Genomic DNA, 17675 nt, shown 5'->3' with positions numbered 1-17675 from the left:
CTGGCCTACTGGCCTGCTATTCGACCCGCTTGATCCTGTAGATCAGGAAGAATTGCCCGGACAGGACCGTGAGGAGCACCAGGCCTTCGATGATGCCGCCGAAGGCCGCGGGCACCTGCAGGTCGAGCATGAGGTTCTCCACGCCCACTCGCAGGCCCGCGAGCAGCACGCTGACCAGGGCGATGACCAGCGGTTGCAGCCTGGACAGCCAGGCCACCACGATGGCCGTGAAGCCGTAGCCGGCCATGACGCTGGGCTGCAAGCGGCCCACCACGGCCGAGATCTCCACGAAACCGGCGATGCCGGCCAGGCTGCCGCAGATGAGCATGGAGAGCACGACCAGGAAATTGTAGTTCATGCGCGCGTAGCGCGAGGCGCGCGCGCCGGAGCCACTGGCGCGCAGCTCGTAGCCGATGCGCGTGTGGCGGAAGAGCACATGGATCAGCACGGCGAAGACGGCGCACAGGGCCAGTCCCCAGTGCAGGCGCGTGCCGGGTAAGCGCGGGATTGTCGCGGCGACCGGGAACTCGATGGTCATGGGGAAGCCGAAGCTGGCCGGGTCCTTCCAGGGCCCGTAGACCAGATACTCCAGGAGCAGGATGCCGATGTAGTTGAGCATGAGCGAGGTGATGATCTCGCTTACGCCGAGCCTGGTCTTGAGCAGGGCGGGCACCAATGCCCACAGGGCTCCGGCCGCGGCCGCGCACAGGAGCATGAGCGTGAGCATGAGCGGCATGGGCAGGTTGGGGAAGGTCAGCACGGCCCAGGTCGCGCCGATGCAGCCCAGGGCGAACTGGCCCTCGGCCCCGATGTTCCAGACCTGCATGCGGAAGGTCACGGCCACGCCGAGCGAGGCCAGGAACAGGGGCACGGCCTTGCGCAGGGAATCTTCCAGGGAGTGCATGGAGCCAAAGGCCCCTTCGAACAGCAGGCGCATGCCTTCGAGCGGCGGCTTGCCGTGCAGGGCGAGCAGCAACGCGGACAGTCCCAGGGCCAAGGCCAGGGCGGCCGGAAAAATAAGGCAGGAGCCCCACTTCCAGGGCTCCTGCCGTTTTGTCACCGTAAGGCGCATTGTACCGTCACATTTCGTAGCGTCACGTTATTCGGTGCTGCCGACGACGCCCTGGACGAACCAGTTCATGCCGAGCAGCTGCTCGTCCGTGGCGGTCTGGCCGTCGGGAATGACCACTTCGCCCTTCTGGTTCTTGACCGGGCCGGCAAAGACCACCAGCTCCTTGGCGATGATCTTCTGCTTGGCGGCCTCGACCTGGGCCTTGACCTCTTCGGGTACCATGGGGCCGAAGGGGGCGATGTCCACGATGCCGGTTTCCATGCCCCACCACAGGGACTCGGGCTTCCAGGTGCCGTTCAGTTTCTTCTCAACCTGGTCCTTGTAGAACACGCTCCAGTTCCAGATCGCGGCGGTCAGGTGGGACTTGGGCGCGAACTGACTCATGTCGGAGTTGTAGCCGATGGAGTACGCGCCGCGCTCCTGGGCGGCCTCCTGCGGGCCGGGGGAGTCCTGGTGCTGGGCGATGACGTCCGCGCCCACGTCGAGCAAGCTCTTGGCGGCTTCCTTCTCGGTGGTCGGATCATACCAGGTCTTGGTCCAGACCACGCGCACCTGCGCTTCGGGATTCACCGCGCGCACGCCAAGGGCAAAGGCGTTGGCGCCGCGGATGACCTCGGGAATGGGGAAGGCGGCCACGTAGCCGATGATGTTCTTCTTGGTCATGGAGCCGGCGACCATGCCCGTAAGGTAGCGGGCCTGGTAGATGCGCCCGAAGTAGTTGCCGGCGTTGTCGGCGGTCTTGAAGCCCGAGCAGTGCATGAAGGATGTCTCGGGGAACTCCTTGGCGACCCGGATGGTCGGGTCCATGTAGCCGTAGCTCGTGGTGAAGATGAGCTTGGCGCCCTTGCGAGCCATGTTGGTGATGACGCGCTCAGAGTCCGGTCCCTCGGGCACGGCCTCCTGGTACATGGTGGTCACGCCTTCCATGTCCTCCACGGCTTTGCGGCCCAGGTCATGGGCATAGGAGTATCCGGCGTCGCCGACGGGCGACACGTATACGAAGCCCACCAGCAGATCGCCGGCGGGTGCCTGAGCGGTTTCACCGGCCGGCGCCTGGGCGTTTTCCGGCTTGGCTTCTTCCTTGGAATCGCCGCAGGCGGCGAGCGCGCCGAGGCAGAGCAGCGCGAGCAGCAGCGTGAAAATGCGTTTCATGTCCCCTCTCCTTGTCTCCGTTCCGTAGTAGCGCATGTATGGCCTACGTCGAGCGCTGTCCGACGATGGGCTCGACGAACTGAACTTCGGAGTCCCAGGGCTGGAGGATCCAGGTGTCCTGGCTGACTTCGGTGATGAACGTGTCCACCAGGGGCTTGCCCTCGGGCTTGGCGTAGACCGTGGCGAAGTGCGCCTTGGGCAGCAGCTCGCGGATGAACCTGGCGGTCTTGCCAGTATCCACCATGTCGTCCACCAGCAGCCAGCCCTCGCCGTCGGTCTCTTCGGCCAGGGGCTTGACGATGCGCGGCTCGCCTTGCGTCTTCCAATCATAGCTGACCACCGAGACGGTGTCGATGCGCCGGATGTCCAGCTCGCGGGCGATGACCGCGGCCGGGAGCAGGCCGCCGCGGGTGATGGCGATGATGCCTTCCCAGGAGGGCCGCACATCCACCAGCTTCCAGGCCAGGGCCTTGCTGTCGCGGTGCAGTTGGTCCCAGGATACGCGATAGGTTTGCTTGTAACGGTCCTTGCTGGACACGGCTTGTCCTCGTGTCGCTCGCGGCGGGAGGAGCCCGCGGAGCAGAGATTTCGTGGAAAAACTGGCAAATCCCACGCCATGCGCGGCCTGTCAAGTATTTCCCAGGCCTGAGCCGACGCCTTTGTGCGGCTTGACCCCCGAGCCCTGGAGTGTCACCAAGAAGAGTCGAGGCCCGGCACCGCAACCAGAGCAGGAGACCGCCCATGACCGAGCAGGAGCTGCGCGCCCTCTTTCTGGCCCAGAAACGCTTTTTCGACGAAGGTCACACCAAGCCCTACGCTTTCCGTCGCGACGCCCTGCGGCGGCTGTCCATGGCCGTGAAGTCCAACGAGAGCGCTTTGCTCAAGGCCTTATCCGACGATCTGGGCAAGCCCGAGGACGAGGCCTGGGTGGCCGAGGTTGGCGCGGTGCTCGCGGAGGCTCGCTATGCCCAGGGGCGTCTGCGGCAGTGGATGAGGCCGCGCAGCGTGCCCATGCCGCTTCTGTATCAGCCCTCGCGCGGATATGTGCGCGACGAGCCTTATGGCACATGCCTCATCCTCTCGCCCTGGAACTACCCGCTGGGCCTGGCGCTGACCCCGCTGGTCAGCGCCCTGGCCGCAGGCAACTGCGTCATGCTCAAACCTTCCAGCAAGGCTCCGCACACCTCGCGCGAGATCGCGCGCATCCTCACCGAGGCCTTCCTGCCCGAGCACGTGTTCTGCATCGAGGGCAGCGCGCATACGGCGGAGCTGCTGCTGGGCCAGGGCTTCGATTTCATATTCTACACCGGCTCGGCCAAAGTGGGCCGACAGGTCATGGCCACGGCGGCAAGGACGCTCACGCCCATGGTGCTGGAACTTGGCGGCAAGAGCCCGTGCATCGTGGACAGGAACCTGTCCGACGCGCATGTCGTCACGGCGGCCAAGCGCATCGTATGGGGCAAGTTCCTGAATGCCGGCCAGACCTGCGTGGCCCCCGATTACGTGCTGGTCCACGCGGGCGTCAAAGTCGAGCTGGAAGCCGCGCTGGTGCGGGCGGTGAAGGAATTCTTCGGCACGGATCCGAGCCGCAGCCCGGCCTTCGGACGCATCGTTAACCAGGACCACTACCAGCGCCTGACAGGCCTGCAGGCGGCCACGCGCGGCCGCAAGCTCTTCGGCGGCGACAACCACTCCGGCGAGCTGTACATGGCCCCGGCCGTGTTCACGGACGTTCACGCGGACGACCCGCTCATGCAGGAGGAGATCTTCGGGCCGATTCTGCCCGTGCTCACGGTGGACAGCCTGGCCTCGGCCATCGCCTGCATCAACGCCCGACCCAAGCCCCTGGCCCTGTACCTGTTCACGGACAACGACGAGGCCGTGGCCCGCGTGCTGCGCGACACCGCCTCGGGCGGCGTGTGCATCAACGACACGGCCCTGCAGCTCGGGCCGCGCACCTTGCCCTTTGGCGGCGTTGGCGAATCCGGCATGGGCCGCTACCACGGGCAAGCCGGATTCGAGGCCTTCGGCTACCAGCGCAGCGTCATGCGGCGCGGCTTCCGGCCGGACTGGAAGTTCCGCTATCCGCCCAGGCCCAAGCTCACGGGCTTCAAAAAGGCCCTGCTGCGCTGGCTCGGATAGAGCTTCCGCATAAGAACCGGGAAGGGCGTTGTCCTCTCCGGACCCCTCCCCACCAGGGGGTAACGACCCCTTGGACCCGCGCAGTTCGTTCGCGCACGACTCTTAAGCAGATTGCTTTTAAGACGCCCGCTCCGGCGTTGACGGCGCAAGTAAATTGCGCCTACGCCTACGCGGCGGCTAGCCATGCCGACACATGGCTAGCAGAGCATTTTCAAAAGCAAAATGCTCTAGGTTCACGATGCTTCTGAACGAGAAAGCCCTCCTGGCTGAAGCCAGGAGGGCTTTCTCGTTCAATTCACAAAAACGCGGGGTCCAGGGGGATCATTCCCCTGGCGGGTGAGGGTCTGGGAGAGGGCAGCGCCCTTTCCCAGCTCTTAGTCCATGTCGATATGCACGCTAACGCCCGGAGCGTATCCTTTGAGCTGGCTGAGCATGCCCATGATGGAGCCGCGCATGATCGAGGCCACGAATGGGTTCATGCCCAGAGTCGCCCCACCCACGCTGATGCGCAGGCCGCCATGCGAGGCCTTGCAGCGCAGGCCCTCGCCCATGCCTGCGACCATGCGCTCGGCCAGGGCTTGGCAATTCTCCAGGCCGCAGGCCCCGCAGTCCAGGCCGGGCAAGGCGAAACCCTTGGCCAGTACGATATCGGCCAGTTCGGACACGTCGGACACGGAATGCAGGCCGGGCGCGCCGATATCTCCATAGGTGGCCAGGGCCAGGTCGCGGCCCAACTCGTCGGCTTCGCCTGGCGAGCGCAGCAGCAGCACTCGCGGCAGCCAACCCAGCGACTTTCCGCCCTCCACGATGAGCACGTCGGCGCTCACCAAGGGCAGCAGGTCAGGCAGATAGCGCTTGGCGTTCCAAACCACTTGCGTCTGATTCTCGGACAGGCCCATGACCGCGGAACAAACCTCGGCCAGCTTGGCCGTGTCCGTTTCGGCGCGATCGAAGGCATGGTGCGTGAACTTGGCCGCGGCCACGCGCAGGCCGCGCGAGTTCAGCTCGCTGGCCAGGTTTACGGCCAGGGTAGTCTTGCCGGTCTTCTTGTAGCCAATGATGCTGACGGCTTTCATGGGCAGCTCCTCCGCGACCATTGCTTACTCGGGATAATCCCCCATGCGCAATACGTGGTCGGATACGGTGTCGAGCCAGCGCAGGTCGTGGCTGGCGATTATGAGCGTGGTGCCGCGCTCCTGCCGCGCTGTCAGGGCGGCCTGGCGGATGCGCTCGGCCGAGGCCGCGTCCAGGCTGGCCGTGGGCTCGTCCAGGATGAGCGCGCGCGGCCGCAGCACGAGGCGCGCGGCCAGGGCCACGCGCTGAGCCTCGCCGCCCGAGAGCTGTCGCCAGGAGCGGGACAGGAAGCGCGACGGCTCCAGGCCGACCATGTCCAGGGCCTCGGCCGCGCGTTCGTCCATGTTTTGCTTGTCGCCGCGCACGCGCAGGCCGTAGGTCACGTTGTGCCACACGGAGCGCGACAGAAGCCTGGGCTCTTGCGGCAGCAGAGTCACCTGGCGGCGCAGGCGGGCGCGCTGGGCCTCGCTTGTCACGGACCGGCCGTCGAAGCGCAACTCGCCTTCGGACGGAGGGTACAGGAAGGCCAGGATGCGCAATAACGTGCTCTTGCCCGTGCCGTTGGGCCCGGCCAGGCCGAGGATGTCGCCGGCCGCGACGCGCAGGCCAGGCAAGGTCACGGCCGGTCGGCCGGGGTAGCGGAAGCTCAGGCCATGGGCCTCGAACAGCGGGATGCTCATGGCGCGGCCCTCCGCTTTATCCAGTGGGCCGAGAGGGTCACCAGGAAGGCGATGGACATGAGCACGATGCCCAGGGCGATGCCCATGGCGAACTCGCCCTTGCCCGTCTCCATGGCGATGGCCGTGGTGATGGTGCGCGTATGCCACTTGATGTTGCCGCCGACCATCATGGCGATGCCCACCTCGGACACTATGCGCCCGAAGGCCGTGAGCGTCGCGAGCATGACCGGGAAGCGTGCCTCCCACAGGGAGGCCATGGCCAGTTGGCTGCGGTTGGCGCCCAGGGTCAGCAGGGTCTCGGTCAGTCGGCGGTCGATGCCTTCCACGGCCGTGGCGGTCATGGTGACGACGATGGGCAGGCCCAGGATGGCCAGGCCCACGGCCATGCCTGAAATGGAGAACAAAAGCCCCAGGTGACCCAGGGGGCCGCGCTGGGACAGGAAGGCGAAGACGATGAGGCCGATGACCACCGTGGGCAGGGCCAAGGCCGTATCGGCCACGGCGCGCGCGGCACGCTTGCCGGGGAAATCGAAGAAGCCCAGGCAGAAGCCCAGCGGAATGCCCAGGGCCAGGGAGGTGCTGATGGCCAGGAAGGTCGTGGCCAGCGTGGCCCGAACGGCGGAGAAGGTCTCCGGGTCCAGCCCGGCCAGTAGGCGCAGGGCGGTGGTTAGGCCGTCGAGGATGAAGTCCATGTCTGTGCGTGACTCTCAGGGGCTCGATCGCGAATTATTTGTTATAGTCTACTTGGCATAAGGCGAGCTTTTTGTACGCGACTGACGTGGAAAAGCAAGTTCGCTGGGCGCTTGGATCCTTGGTGGCGGCCCGACAAGGCAGGGGCGCTAGGCGTTTCCGGCGTAGTCGCCGCTCTCGATGAGCCGACCGCCTGGGCGGGGATAGAAGTAGAGCCAAGCCTCGATCTCACGGCCGTCGTCCAGCACCACCGGGACCTTTTCCCGTCGGTAGACCTGCGGGTGCTCCTCCAGGGCGTCCAGGACCATGAGCGTGGCCGGGTCGACCTTGTAAACCTCGCCGATGATGGGGCTCACGGGCTGATCCCTGACCACAAAGGGATACTCGCCCACGTACAGGGCGTAGCGCTCGCGGGTGCCGGCCCCGCCCAGGCAGGGCGAGCGGGACAGCAGGCGGTGGTTCTGAAAGCTGCGCCGCAGCGTGCCGTAAACGAAAACGTATTCAAAGTCGCGGGCCATGGCTTTCCCCTATGCGCTGATCGCGTGCAAGGCAAGACCCTGCCAGTATTGCTTCGCCACTGCGCCGTAACAGTTGCCAAGCGGGCCTCTTGAGGCTATCGACACATCTTCACACATTTTCCGCAGAAAAAAAGCGCATCATGAATGTACTGTTTGTCAATCCGCCCAACAGCGGACGCTCCATCCCGGAAGAGCGCTACGGTATCACTTCACTGAAGCAGATCTTCCGAGGCGAGCCGCTGGCTCTTGAGGCCCTGGCCGCAGGTCTGGACGGCCATGTGTCGCGCATCCTGGACCTCAAGGCCGAGGCCGGCGAGCCTCTGCGCGTGCTGTCCGACGCGCTGGCCGAGAGCCGGTCGGACGTCGTGGGCATCACGGGCGTGACTTGCGAGGCTAATGTCATGCTCGCCATGGCCCGCGAAGTGAAACGCGTCTCCAAGGCCACGGTCGTCTGCGGCGGCATGCACGCGAGCCTCGATCCGGAGCACTTCAATCGGCCCGAGGTGGATTACGTGATCCAGGGCTTGGGCAAGGCCAGCCTGCGCGAGCTGGTGGACGCCCTGGAGCGCGCCGAGGACGGAACCGGCATCACGGGCGTTGCGCGCACCTCGCCGGGCAAGCCCCTGGCCCTGACGCCCCGGAAGTTCTCAAGCCGTGACCTCATGGAAGAGCAGCCGCCGCGCTACGACCTGGTAGCCGGCTACCGAGATCAGTACGTGCTCTCCTCCCTGGGCCTCAAGGTCGGTTTCGTGGCCTCGGCCTACGGCTGCACCCACGCGTGCGGCTTCTGCGCCATCCGCGCCCAGGCCGGCGGCCGTTACCTGACCCACTCCATACCGGCCGTGCTGCGCGACATGCGGCTTTTGGGCGACATCCCGGTGGTGCGGCTCATCGACGCCAATACCTTCGGCGACCCGAAACACGCCGCCGAGCTGGCCCAGGCAATCATCGACGCGGGCCTGGGCAAACGGATCATAGCCGACGTGCGCTCGGATACCGTTGTGCGTCACCCCGAACTCATGGCCTTGTGGCGCAAGGCCGGGCTGCTGGCCGTGATCATCGGCTTCGAGGACTTGAGCGACGAGGGTCTGGCGCGCCTGGGCAAGCGCAATACTTGGCGCAACAACGTGGAAGCCGTGTCCATCCTGCATGGCCTGGGCATACGCATCGTGGGCGACTTCATCGCCTCGCCCGACTATTCCGAGGCGGATTTCGAGCACCTGGGCAAGACCATCGCGGACCTGCACATCGACTTGCCCATGGTCTCGGTGCTCACGCCGCTGCCGGGAACGCCGCTGTACAACGAGCTGCGCGAGCGCATCGTCATCCACGATCTGGACTACTACACGCTCACCAACGCAGTGCTGCCCACGCGCCTGCCCGAGAAAACTTTCTACGAAACCTACGCCGGCCTCATCAAAAGCGGCCACGCCGGCGCCAAACTCTGATCCTCACGCGAGAACCATGAGCCAAGCGGCATACATCACCGATGTGAGCGCTTTCCTACCAGGAGAGCCGGTCTCCAACGAAGACATGGAAAAGGTCCTGGGCCTGGTGGGCGAGAGCGCCTCACGCGTGCGGCGCATCATTCTGCGCAGCAACAAAATCCAGAGCCGGCATTACGCCCTGAACCCGGTCACGCGGGCGCAGACGCACAGCAACGCGCAGCTCGCGGCCGAGGCCGTGCGGCGGCTCGCACCCTATTCGGGCTACTCGCCGGCCGACATCCAGTGTCTGGCCTGCGGCACATCCAGCCCGGACCAGCTTCTGCCCGGCCACGGCCTCATGGTCCACGGCGAGTTGGCCACCGGCCCGTGCGAAGTGGTCAGCCCCGCGGGCATCTGCCTGGCCGGCATCGGCGCGCTCAAGTACGCGTACATGAACGTGGCCCTGGGTCTTTCGGAGAACGCCGTGGCCACGGGCTCGGAGCTCTCCTCGACCTTCCTGCGCGCCGAGTTCTGCGAACCGGCCGCCTGCGACCGCAGCGAGGAGCTGCAGAAGGCGCCAATCCTGGCTTTCGAGGCCGACTTCCTGCGCTGGATGCTCTCGGACGGCGCGGGGGCAGTGTTCGTGACCAATGCGCCCAGGCCTGACGGATTGTCCCTGCGCATCGATTGGATCGAGCATGTCTCCTTTGCCGGCAGCCTGCCCACGTGCATGTACGCGGGCGGCGAAAAGCGCGAGGACGGCTCGCTCACGGGCTGGCGCAGCCTGGTCGATCGCGGCCAGAACGTGGACAAGTCCCTGCTGCTCGTGCGCCAGGATGTGAAGATGCTCAATGCCGAGGTGGTGGTCACGGCCGTGGACCGCACCCTGCCGCTGGTCATCGGGCGGCGCGGCATCAAGCCCGAGGAAGTGGACTGGTTCCTGCCGCACATCTCCTCGGAGTTCTTCCGGCCGCAACTCGCCGAGCGCATGGAGGCTTTCGGCTTCCACATCCCCCAGGAACGCTGGTTCACCAACCTGTCCAGCAGGGGCAACACGGGCTCGGCCTCCATCTTCATCATGCTCGCCGAACTGTTCCGCTCGGGCCGCATCGAGAAAGACCAGAAGCTTTTGTGCTTCATCCCCGAGAGCGGACGTTTTTCCATGAGCTATATGTTGCTCACGGCCGTTTAGAGCATTCCGCGAATGAACCGAGAGAGGGCGCTGCCCTCTCTCGGACTCTCTCCCGGCAGGGGAATAATTCCCCTGCACCCCTCATTTTTCGTTTCATATGCAAGGCGGTAAAACGCCAAGGCGCTACAGCCGCAGCCAGGTCAATTCGTGCTTGTTGTGGTGCAGGTGCAGCAGGCGCGAGCCGGGAATGGCCCGGAAGCGTTCGAGGACCGCGAAGTCGGTCTCGCTCTGCAGCTTGACCGTGCAGACGAAGCGTTTGCACTCGCCCAGCTCCAGCCAGCGCTCGACCATGGCCAGCAGTCGGTCCGGATAGCAGATCACGTCCGAGAAGAGCCAGTCCGCCGCGCCGACCATGCGCGGGTCCAGACCGAAGGCCGAGCCCCGGCAGTGCTCAACGTTCGGCATGGCCGCGACGTTGGCGGCCAGATCGGCCTTGTCCACGGCGAACACGCGCGCGCCAAGCCCGGCCAGCACCCAGCTCCAGCCGCCCGGCGACGCGCCGAGGTCCAGGCACAGATCGCCCGGCGCGGGCTTTATGCCCAGGCGCGTGAACAACTCCCACAGCTTGAGGTAGGCCCGGCCCGGCGGCTCGGTCTTGTTCTCCTCGAACTCGGCCTCGCCGTGATTCCAGGGGCTGGCGCAGGCGGGTGAGGCCAGCAGCAGGTTTTCCTCCCACAAGGTCCACGAGCCCAGCGGAGCGGACGGCGGCGGCTCACCGAAGACCTGCCGCCGCGCCGAGACCTTGGGCAGCTTGTCCTGGATGAGCGTGGCCCGGCGATGCAGGCCCGTGGAGTACAAAGCCCACTTGCGCTGCAAGCCTTTCAGCTTGTGCGCCGCGTCGCCGATGGATTCGATTGGGATCCAGCGCGGGTCGAGCCAGATGTTCTGGGCCCAGGCCACGTCGCGCGGCGGGCCCGAGGCGAGCACGAGCCTGTCGCGCACGGCCAGAATCGAGTCGCCCAGCTCGCGCAGCAATTCGGCCTCGAAGCCGCGCGGAGCCAGGTAGGCGGTGAAGACGTCGGGAAATGAAAGAGTATTGTTGTTCACGGGCCTCAACTACCTTTTTCCGGGTCAAAGGAAAAGAAAACGGGCGCTCCGGCCTGGAGCGCCCGCCGCGAACCGAAGGGTCCGTTCTCTCCGCACCCATGGCGGTCCACCAACGAACTACGCGGGTCCAGGGCCGCGTCGGCCCTGGTGGGTGGGGTTCGGGGAGGGCAACGCCCTTCCCGATTACTGTTCCGCCAAGTTTAGAGCATTTTGCTTTTGAAAATGCTCTGCAAGCCATGCGTCGGCATGGCTTGCCGCCTCGTAGGCGTAGGCGCAATTCACTTGCGCCGTCAACGCCGGAGCGGGCGTCTTAAAAGCAATCTGCTCTAGTCGCTGGCCTTCTGCGAGATTCTGGCTCCGGCGGGCACGTCTTCGGTCACCCACACGTTGCCGCCGATGACCGCGCCCTTGCCAACTGTGACCCTGCCCAGGATGGTCGCGCCGGCGTAGATGATGACGTCGTCCTCCACGATGGGGTGGCGGGCGATGCCCTTGATGAGCGTGCCGGAGTCGTCCTTGGGGAAGCTCTTGGCTCCCAGGGTCACGCCCTGGTACAGGCGCACGTTGCGACCGATGATGCTCGTCTCGCCGATGACCACGCCGGTGCCGTGGTCGATGAAGAAGTGCGAGCCAATCTCCGCGCCGGGGTGGATGTCGATGCCGGTCTTGGAGTGGGCCAGCTCGGTGATGATGCGCGGGATGAGCCGCACGTCCAGGTGGTGCAGCTCGTGTGCGATGCGGTAGTGGGTCAGGGCCGTGAGGGACGGGTAGCAGAAGATGGTCTCGCCGGGGCTTCTGGCTGCCGGGTCGCCGATGTAGGCCGCCTGGGCGTCCGAGGCCAGCAGCTCGCGGATGCGCGGCAAGGCCGACAGGAAGCGCATGGTCTTTTCCTCGGCCTGCTTGTCGCAATCCTTGCAGCTTTCCCTGTCCGTGATGGTGCAGGAGAAACAGTGGCCGCGCGTGATCTGCTCGGCGAGCAGCCGGGCAACGTGGTCCAGGCCCGCGCCCATGTGATAGACCATGGTCTCGGGCGTTATCTCGGAGTTGCCGTAGTAGCCCGGAAAGAGCAGCGCGCGAAGCCGCTCCATGATGTCGGCCAGCGCCGTCACCGAGGGCATGGGCTTGTCGTGCATGGGCCGGTGGTAGACTCCGGCGTAGGAGGCCGGATCGCACAGGCGCTTGGTGATCTCTTCCAGACTCAGGGGCTGCTTGCCCGCGTCGTATTGCATCATGGTTCTAGTTCCTGAATAGGGGGCTGTGAAAAAACGTGAGAACGCACGGCCTGCTTCGTCCGTCGGCGTGAAGGGCAGACCTAGGTCTCTCCGCTTTCGGTGAACAGGGGCGTGGACAGATAGCGTTCGCCCGTGTCGCAGACCACGAAAACGATGGTCTTGCCCTCGCTCTGGGGCCGGCGGGCGATCTCCAGGGCCGCGTGGGCGATGGCGCCAGAGGAGATGCCGCACAGGATGCCTTCCTCGCGCAGCAGCCGCCGGGCCATGCTCATGGCCTGCTCGCCCGTGACGCGCTCGACTTCGTCCACGACCGAGGCGTCGTAGTTCTTGGGCACGAAGCCCGCACCGATGCCTTGAATCGTGTGCGGACCGGGCTTGCCGCCCGAGAGCACCGGCGATGCATCGGGCTCCACGGCCACGATGCGCAGCTCGGGCTTGCGCGGCTTGAGCGTCCGGCCCACTCCGGTGATGGTCCCGCCCGTGCCCACGCCAGCCACGAAGATGTCCATTGTCCCATCCGTGTCGTTCCAGAGCTCCTCGGCCGTGGTCAGCGCATGGATCTCCGGGTTGGCCGGGTTGTTGAACTGCTGGGGTATGAAGGCCTTGGGCGCGCTGGCCGCGATCTCCTCAGCTTTGGCGATGGCGCCCTTCATGCCCTCGGCCGCCGGGGTGAGCACGAGCTTGGCCCCGAAGCCCTGGAGCAGCGTGCGGCGCTCCCGGCTCATGGACTCGGGCATGGTCAGCACCAGGCAATAGCCGCGCACGGCGCACATGAAGGCCAGGGCGATGCCCGTGTTGCCGCTGGTAGGCTCCACGATGAGCGTGTCCTTGTCGATGCGCCCTTCGCGCTCGGCGGCCAGGATCATGCTTACGCCGATGCGGTCCTTGACCGAGTAGCAGGGGTTGCGCGACTCCAGCTTGGCCAGCACCGTGGCGTTGATGCCTTTGGTGATGCGGTTCAGGCGCACGAGAGGCGTCGCGCCCACCAGGGCGATCATGTCGTTGTAGACTTTCACAAAATCTCCCGTTATTCCGTGCTGCGTTCCACGGCGCAGGCCGCTACGGCCTTGTGCTGGCCCTCGGTCTCACTATCCGCGGAAAACGGCGACATGGCCCGCAGCCGCGCCACGATCTTGGGCAGTTCGCGCACGACCGTGTCGATCTCCGCCTCCGTCGTGTAGCGCGACAATGAGAAGCGCAGGGAACCGTGGGCATAGGTGAAGGGCACGCCCATGGCCCGCAGCACGTGCGAAGGCTCCAGGCTGCCCGAGGTGCAGGCCGAGCCCGAGCTGGCGCAGATGCCGAACTGGTCGAGCAGCAGCAACATGGCCTCGCCCTCGATGTACATGAAGGCGATGGACAGGGTATTGGGCAGCCGGTTGACCGGGTCGCCGTTGATCAGGGCTTCGGGAATGGCCCCCATAAGTCCTTTCTCCAGACGATCGCGCAGGGCCTTGACCCTGGTATTCTCGTCCTGGATGCCCGCCGCGGCCAGCTCCATGGCCTTGCCCAGGCCGATGATGGAGGCGGCGTTCTCGGTGCCGCCGCGCCGGCCGCGCTCCTGGTGGCCGCCGATCATGAAGGGCTTGAAGAGCATGCCCTTGCGCACGTAGAGCGCGCCCACGCCCTTGGGCGCGTGGATCTTGTGGCCCGACAGGGCCAGGTAGTCGCAGGGGAATTCCTTGAGGTTCACAGGGATCTTGCCCACGGCCTGCACCGCGTCAGTGTGGAAGGGCACGCCTTTTTCGCGGCACATGGCCCCGATCTCGCGCACCGGGAAGACGGTGCCGCTCTCGTTGTTGGCCCACATGACCGAGACCACGGCCGTGTCCGCGCGGATGGCCTCGCGGACATGCTCCAGGTCCAGACGGCCATGCTTGTCCACGGGCAGCCAGGTCACGGAGTAGCCCTGCTGCTCCAGGAGTTTCACGTAGTTGAGCACGGCCGGGTGCTCCACGCGGGTGGTCACGATGTGGCGTTTGTCGGGCCTGGCGCTCACGGCCGAGTGCAGGGCCGTGTTGTCGCTCTCGGTTCCGCAGGAGGTGAACACGACTTCGCGCGGGTCGCAGCCCAGGGCCGCGGCCACGCGCTCGCGGGCCTGGTTGATCTTGCCGCCGACTTTGCCGCCGAAGGAATGCATGCTGGAGGGGTTGCCGTAGTACTCCGAGAGGAACGGCAGCATCTCCTCCAACACCTCGGGAGCCACGCGCGTGGTGGCGTTGTTGTCCAGGTAGATGACTTGGGGCTTGTCTTGAGCTGGTCCGTGGGACATGTCGAGGCCTCCCTATTGCGCTTCCTGTATCACGATGTCGGGCTCCACTGTCTCGCGCAGGCGGCGCTCCACGAGCTGCTTAAGGGTCAGCTGCGCCGAGGGACAGCCTACGCAGGCCCCGCGCAGGGAGACCACCACGTTCAGACCGTCGATGTCGATGAGCTCGATGTCGCCGCCGTCCTTCTTGAGGCTCGGGCGGATCTCTTCGTCGATGACCTTGGACACGAGCTGCATGCGCTGGATGTTGGTCAGCCGCTTGGGCTTCTTTTCCTCAGCAACGGGGGCAACGCCCTCGGCCGGGGCCTGCTCGCCACGAACCTCCATGAGCAGCCGCTCGATGTCCAGGATGCACTCGCCACAGCCGCCGCCTGCCTTGGTGAACTGGGTGACCTCCTCGGCGGTCTTGAGGTCGTTCTCGCGGATGGCCCGGCGGATCTGCTCGTCGGTCACGCCGAAACAATGGCAAATGAGCTCGCCCTCACCCGTGGGCGCGACGTATTTTTCGCCCCAGTAGTTCTTGAGCGCGGCCTCCAGGGCCTCCTGGCCCATGACCGAACAGTGCATCTTCTCCTTGGGCAGGCCTCCCAGGAAGCCGGCGATGTCCTTGTTGGTCAGCGCGCGGGCTTCCTCCACGGTCTTGCCCTTGACCAGCTCCGTAAGCACCGAGCTGGAGGCTATGGCGCTGGCGCAGCCGAAGGTCTGGAACTTGGCGTCCCGGATGACGCCTTTGTCGTCGATCTTGAGGTAGAGCTTGAGCGCATCGCCGCAGGCCAGGCTGCCCACCTCGCCCACGGCGTTGGCGTCGTCCAGCTTGCCTACGTTCCTGGGGTTCAGGAAGTGCTCCTTGACCTTGTCGGTATATTCCCACATGGCGGCCTCCACGGTTTGGCAGGGGGAAGGGATAGCATGAAAGGTAAGGTTTAGCACCGAAAGATCAAGGGATAAAGAGGCGTTCGCATTCAGGAGCGTTTCGATGACCAAGGCCGCTGTTCGCCGCGACACTGCGCGCACTGCGAGGAACGGACAGACCGATCAGGCGCTTTGCATTTGCTCTTTCCTGAGATAAGCTGAGATTTCAGCCGTATGAGGCGAGCATGCCTGAAACCGGACGATCCTATTTGGCCGTCGTGCCTTTGGTCATGGCATATGTGACCTACCCCCTGTCCATGACCGTGGCGCGCCAGGCCGAATGGGCGCTCCCGCGCGACTGGATCGATGGTTTCTGGCTGCTGTGGGGCCTGGGCTGCATGTTCGTCGTGCTTGCCCGCAGCCATGGCGGGCCGCGATTCTCGCACGCCAGGACCCTGTTGATGCTCCTGCTGGCCTTGGCCCTCCTGCTGCGCTTTGGGCCCATCTGGCTTCAGGAAGGGCCGGAGCTTGCCGCCTGGCTCATGGAGCTCAAGCCGTTTTTTTACCTGGCCTTGGCCGGACTGGCCATTGCAGCCGGCGGAACGCCCGCGTCGAAACATTTCCTGCAAGCGGCGGCCGCATTGGCGGTGTTGGTCCTGCTGGACCTCGCTTTGTCCAGCTTGGCCTCGGAGGCCGTCGTGCGACCCCAGGGCTTGGGCGAGATCAACTACGACGCGGCCCTGATGCTCGTCGGCCTGTGCATGGGCCTTGGCCAGCGCGCGCCCGCGCTCAAGGCCCTGGTTCTGGCGGGCATTCTGGCCAGCATGTCGCGCACGACCCTGCTGGCCACAGGCTTGGTGGTCCTGACCTGCTGGCCCGGCTTGTCCTTTCCGCGTCGGTTCATCCTGTCCGTGGCGCTGCTTGCCGGCATAATCCTGGCCTTCAGTCTGCGCGTCCTGTCCGGGGACGGCCTGAGCGAGCTGGACCGCTACTGGATGTGGAGTGCGGGCGTGGACCTGCTGCGGGACCAGCCCCTGCAGGCCCTGGTCGGTTTCGCTCCTGGCAGGCCCCTGCCCGTGGATGTCCCGGCCGCCTTATGGGAGCTGTGGCGGGATCAGGCCAGACAAACAGGCGCGCCTGGAGTGCACGCCTACAATTTCCACTCTTTCTGGTTACGACTGGCCGTGAGTTGGGGTCTGACGACAATGCTCGCGGTGCTGGCCCTGTGCCTGACCCTGCTCCGTCGAAGCACCCAGGCTCGCGGCCTGGGCTTGCTGCTGGTGCAGGGGCTGACCATGGGCCTCTTCTATCTCAGTAATGTCGCGCCTGTACTGCTGCTGGCTTTGGCCAAATCGTGCTGTTCCGGCCCTGTTCTTGCTTGGAATGACGGGACCGGCCGCCATGGGCCTGCGGTGAAAAGCCAGGGTTGCCACGTCTGCCGCGGATGTCGGCGCGCGGGCCCAGGGGAGGACGGCAAGGGAATGCAAGGAGTGATCGCATGAAGCTGCGCAAGAATGAGAGCGGCCCGCTCAAGGGCGTCTATTCCACGCCATTCGAAGCCAAAGGCAAGGACGGCGGCAAAGTGCTGCGCAAAATATACTGGGGCGTGTGGGAGGCCGGCGTCGATGTCTACGAGATCCAGCCGCTGAACCAGAACATGGTGCCCATCGGCCAGCGCCAGCGTATCGCCGCATCCGCGTTTTCGAGCCAGTTCACGCCCGAGCCGGATTTCTTCATCAAGCGCCCTGCGGCGGGCGTGTCCGATATGGCCGCTCCTTTTACGCCCGTTACGCCCGATGCGCTCGGTGCGCAAACAGTGGCGAAACACGCCGAGTCCGACGCTGCCCAGGAGTCCAGGGCGGTTTTCGAGGCCGTATCGCGCGAGATGGAGGCCCTCCAGTCCGAGGGTCGCGCTCAGCTCCGGCGCGGCGAGACGGCCAAGGCCGTGGATACCTTCCGTCGCATCCTGGCCCTGCAGGGCCCCTTCGAACCCGAGCACAAGGTCGTGTTCAACGGCTGCGGCATCGACATGCGCAAGGCCAAGCAGTTCGAGGAAGCCATCTCCTTCTACAAGAAGGCCATGGAGGTGGATCAGGCCGACGAGAACCTGTATCACAACATAGCCCGGGCCTTGTACGACAAGGGCGATCTGGGCTTGGCCCTGGAATACCTGCGCCTGGGATTGTCCATGAACCCCGATTTCAAGCAAGCCAAACTCTTCGTGCGGCACATCGAGAAGACGCGCAAGGCGAGCGAGCTCGTGAATGTGGACAAGCCAGTCCACAAGGACGCCGCCAAGAAGGTGTATCGCTTCTGAGGCTGCGGCGG

General features: G+C 65.4%; 17 protein-coding genes. 5 read left to right on the top strand and 12 right to left on the bottom strand.

Annotated elements, in window-relative coordinates:
- Positions 1 to 16: 16 nt before the first annotated feature.
- From H585_RS0104965 to gpt, 3 genes are read right to left on the bottom strand one after another with little or no spacing between them, the layout of a single operon-like run.
- The gene (locus H585_RS0104965; protein ID WP_014259400.1) at positions 17 to 1072 is read right to left on the bottom strand and encodes an ABC transporter permease; all 1056 of its coding nucleotides are present in this window, start codon (positions 1070 to 1072) and stop codon (positions 17 to 19) included.
- Positions 1073 to 1099: 27 nt separating this feature from the next.
- Positions 1100 to 2224: a BMP family ABC transporter substrate-binding protein gene (locus H585_RS0104960; protein WP_027367000.1), complete on the bottom strand. Its 1125-nt coding sequence runs from the start codon at positions 2222 to 2224 to the stop codon at positions 1100 to 1102.
- Positions 2225 to 2267: 43 nt separating this feature from the next.
- Positions 2268 to 2762 carry a xanthine phosphoribosyltransferase gene (gpt, locus tag H585_RS0104955; protein ID WP_005988669.1) on the bottom strand — a complete coding sequence of 165 codons (495 nt, stop codon included), beginning with the start codon at positions 2760 to 2762 and terminating at the stop codon, positions 2268 to 2270.
- A gap of 203 nt (positions 2763 to 2965) precedes the next feature.
- On the opposite strand from gpt, the gene H585_RS0104950 reads away from it, so the two are divergent.
- On the top strand, positions 2966 to 4366 hold the full coding sequence (locus H585_RS0104950; protein WP_027366999.1) for an aldehyde dehydrogenase family protein: 1401 nt from the start codon (positions 2966 to 2968) through the stop codon (positions 4364 to 4366).
- Between the two features lie 374 nt (positions 4367 to 4740).
- Here the strand turns inward: H585_RS0104950 and H585_RS0104945 are convergent, their stop codons facing one another.
- The 4 genes from H585_RS0104945 to H585_RS0104930 form a co-directional block, all read right to left on the bottom strand.
- A complete protein-coding gene (locus H585_RS0104945) occupies positions 4741 to 5442 on the bottom strand; it encodes a molybdopterin-guanine dinucleotide biosynthesis protein MobB (protein ID WP_027366998.1) in 702 nt (233 codons plus the stop codon).
- Positions 5443 to 5466: 24 nt separating this feature from the next.
- A complete protein-coding gene (locus tag H585_RS0104940; protein WP_027366997.1) occupies positions 5467 to 6120 on the bottom strand; it encodes an energy-coupling factor ABC transporter ATP-binding protein in 654 nt (217 codons plus the stop codon).
- The gene (locus H585_RS0104935) at positions 6117 to 6812 is read right to left on the bottom strand and encodes an ABC transporter permease (protein ID WP_027366996.1); all 696 of its coding nucleotides are present in this window, start codon (positions 6810 to 6812) and stop codon (positions 6117 to 6119) included. The genes H585_RS0104940 and H585_RS0104935 overlap by 4 nt, the downstream gene beginning before the upstream one ends.
- Before the next feature lie 147 nt (positions 6813 to 6959).
- On the bottom strand, positions 6960 to 7328 hold the full coding sequence (locus tag H585_RS0104930) for a gamma-glutamylcyclotransferase family protein (protein WP_005988679.1): 369 nt from the start codon (positions 7326 to 7328) through the stop codon (positions 6960 to 6962).
- 140 nt (positions 7329 to 7468) lie between these two features.
- Here H585_RS0104930 and H585_RS0104925 point away from each other — a divergent pair, with 140 nt between their 5' ends.
- Together H585_RS0104925 and H585_RS0104920 are read left to right on the top strand one after the other, a co-directional pair.
- Positions 7469 to 8776: a B12-binding domain-containing radical SAM protein gene (locus H585_RS0104925; RefSeq protein WP_027366995.1), complete on the top strand. Its 1308-nt coding sequence runs from the start codon at positions 7469 to 7471 to the stop codon at positions 8774 to 8776.
- Between the two features lie 16 nt (positions 8777 to 8792).
- Positions 8793 to 9947 carry a beta-ketoacyl-ACP synthase III gene (locus tag H585_RS0104920; RefSeq protein ID WP_027366994.1) on the top strand — a complete coding sequence of 385 codons (1155 nt, stop codon included), beginning with the start codon at positions 8793 to 8795 and terminating at the stop codon, positions 9945 to 9947.
- A gap of 123 nt (positions 9948 to 10070) precedes the next feature.
- Here the strand turns inward: H585_RS0104920 and H585_RS0104915 are convergent, their stop codons facing one another.
- The 5 genes from H585_RS0104915 to nifU all read right to left on the bottom strand — a co-directional run bounded on the left by H585_RS0104915 (position 10071) and on the right by nifU (position 15368).
- Positions 10071 to 10994, bottom strand: coding sequence for an SAM-dependent methyltransferase (locus tag H585_RS0104915; RefSeq protein ID WP_027366993.1), 924 nt, complete (start codon positions 10992 to 10994; stop codon positions 10071 to 10073).
- Between the two features lie 326 nt (positions 10995 to 11320).
- Entirely contained in the window at positions 11321 to 12226 is a 906-nt protein-coding gene (epsC, locus tag H585_RS0104910; protein WP_014259410.1) for a serine O-acetyltransferase EpsC, read from the bottom strand.
- 80 nt (positions 12227 to 12306) lie between these two features.
- On the bottom strand, positions 12307 to 13242 hold the full coding sequence (gene cysK / locus H585_RS0104905; RefSeq protein ID WP_027366991.1) for a cysteine synthase A: 936 nt from the start codon (positions 13240 to 13242) through the stop codon (positions 12307 to 12309).
- 11 nt (positions 13243 to 13253) lie between these two features.
- Positions 13254 to 14498: a cysteine desulfurase NifS gene (gene nifS / locus H585_RS0104900; protein ID WP_027366990.1), complete on the bottom strand. Its 1245-nt coding sequence runs from the start codon at positions 14496 to 14498 to the stop codon at positions 13254 to 13256.
- A gap of 12 nt (positions 14499 to 14510) precedes the next feature.
- Positions 14511 to 15368, bottom strand: a complete 858-nt coding sequence (nifU, locus tag H585_RS0104895) for a Fe-S cluster assembly protein NifU (protein ID WP_027366989.1) — start codon at positions 15366 to 15368, stop codon at positions 14511 to 14513.
- A 224-nt stretch (positions 15369 to 15592) separates the two neighbouring features.
- On the opposite strand from nifU, the gene H585_RS0104890 reads away from it, so the two are divergent.
- Both H585_RS0104890 and H585_RS0104885 read left to right on the top strand, forming a co-directional pair.
- Complete coding sequence (locus H585_RS0104890) at positions 15593 to 16849, top strand: O-antigen ligase family protein (RefSeq protein WP_027366988.1); 1257 nt, start codon at positions 15593 to 15595, stop codon at positions 16847 to 16849.
- Complete coding sequence (locus H585_RS0104885) at positions 16846 to 17664, top strand: tetratricopeptide repeat protein (protein WP_027366987.1); 819 nt, start codon at positions 16846 to 16848, stop codon at positions 17662 to 17664. Before H585_RS0104890 ends, H585_RS0104885 begins: the two co-directional genes overlap by 4 nt.
- Positions 17665 to 17675: the final 11 nt, after the last annotated feature.

The sequence above is a fragment of the Desulfocurvibacter africanus subsp. africanus DSM 2603 genome, assembly GCF_000422545.1.
Taxonomy (GTDB): domain Bacteria; phylum Desulfobacterota; class Desulfovibrionia; order Desulfovibrionales; family Desulfovibrionaceae; genus Desulfocurvibacter; species Desulfocurvibacter africanus.
The sequence above is the reverse complement of the archived record's forward strand: the minus strand, read 5'-3'. Positions and strand labels throughout refer to the sequence as shown.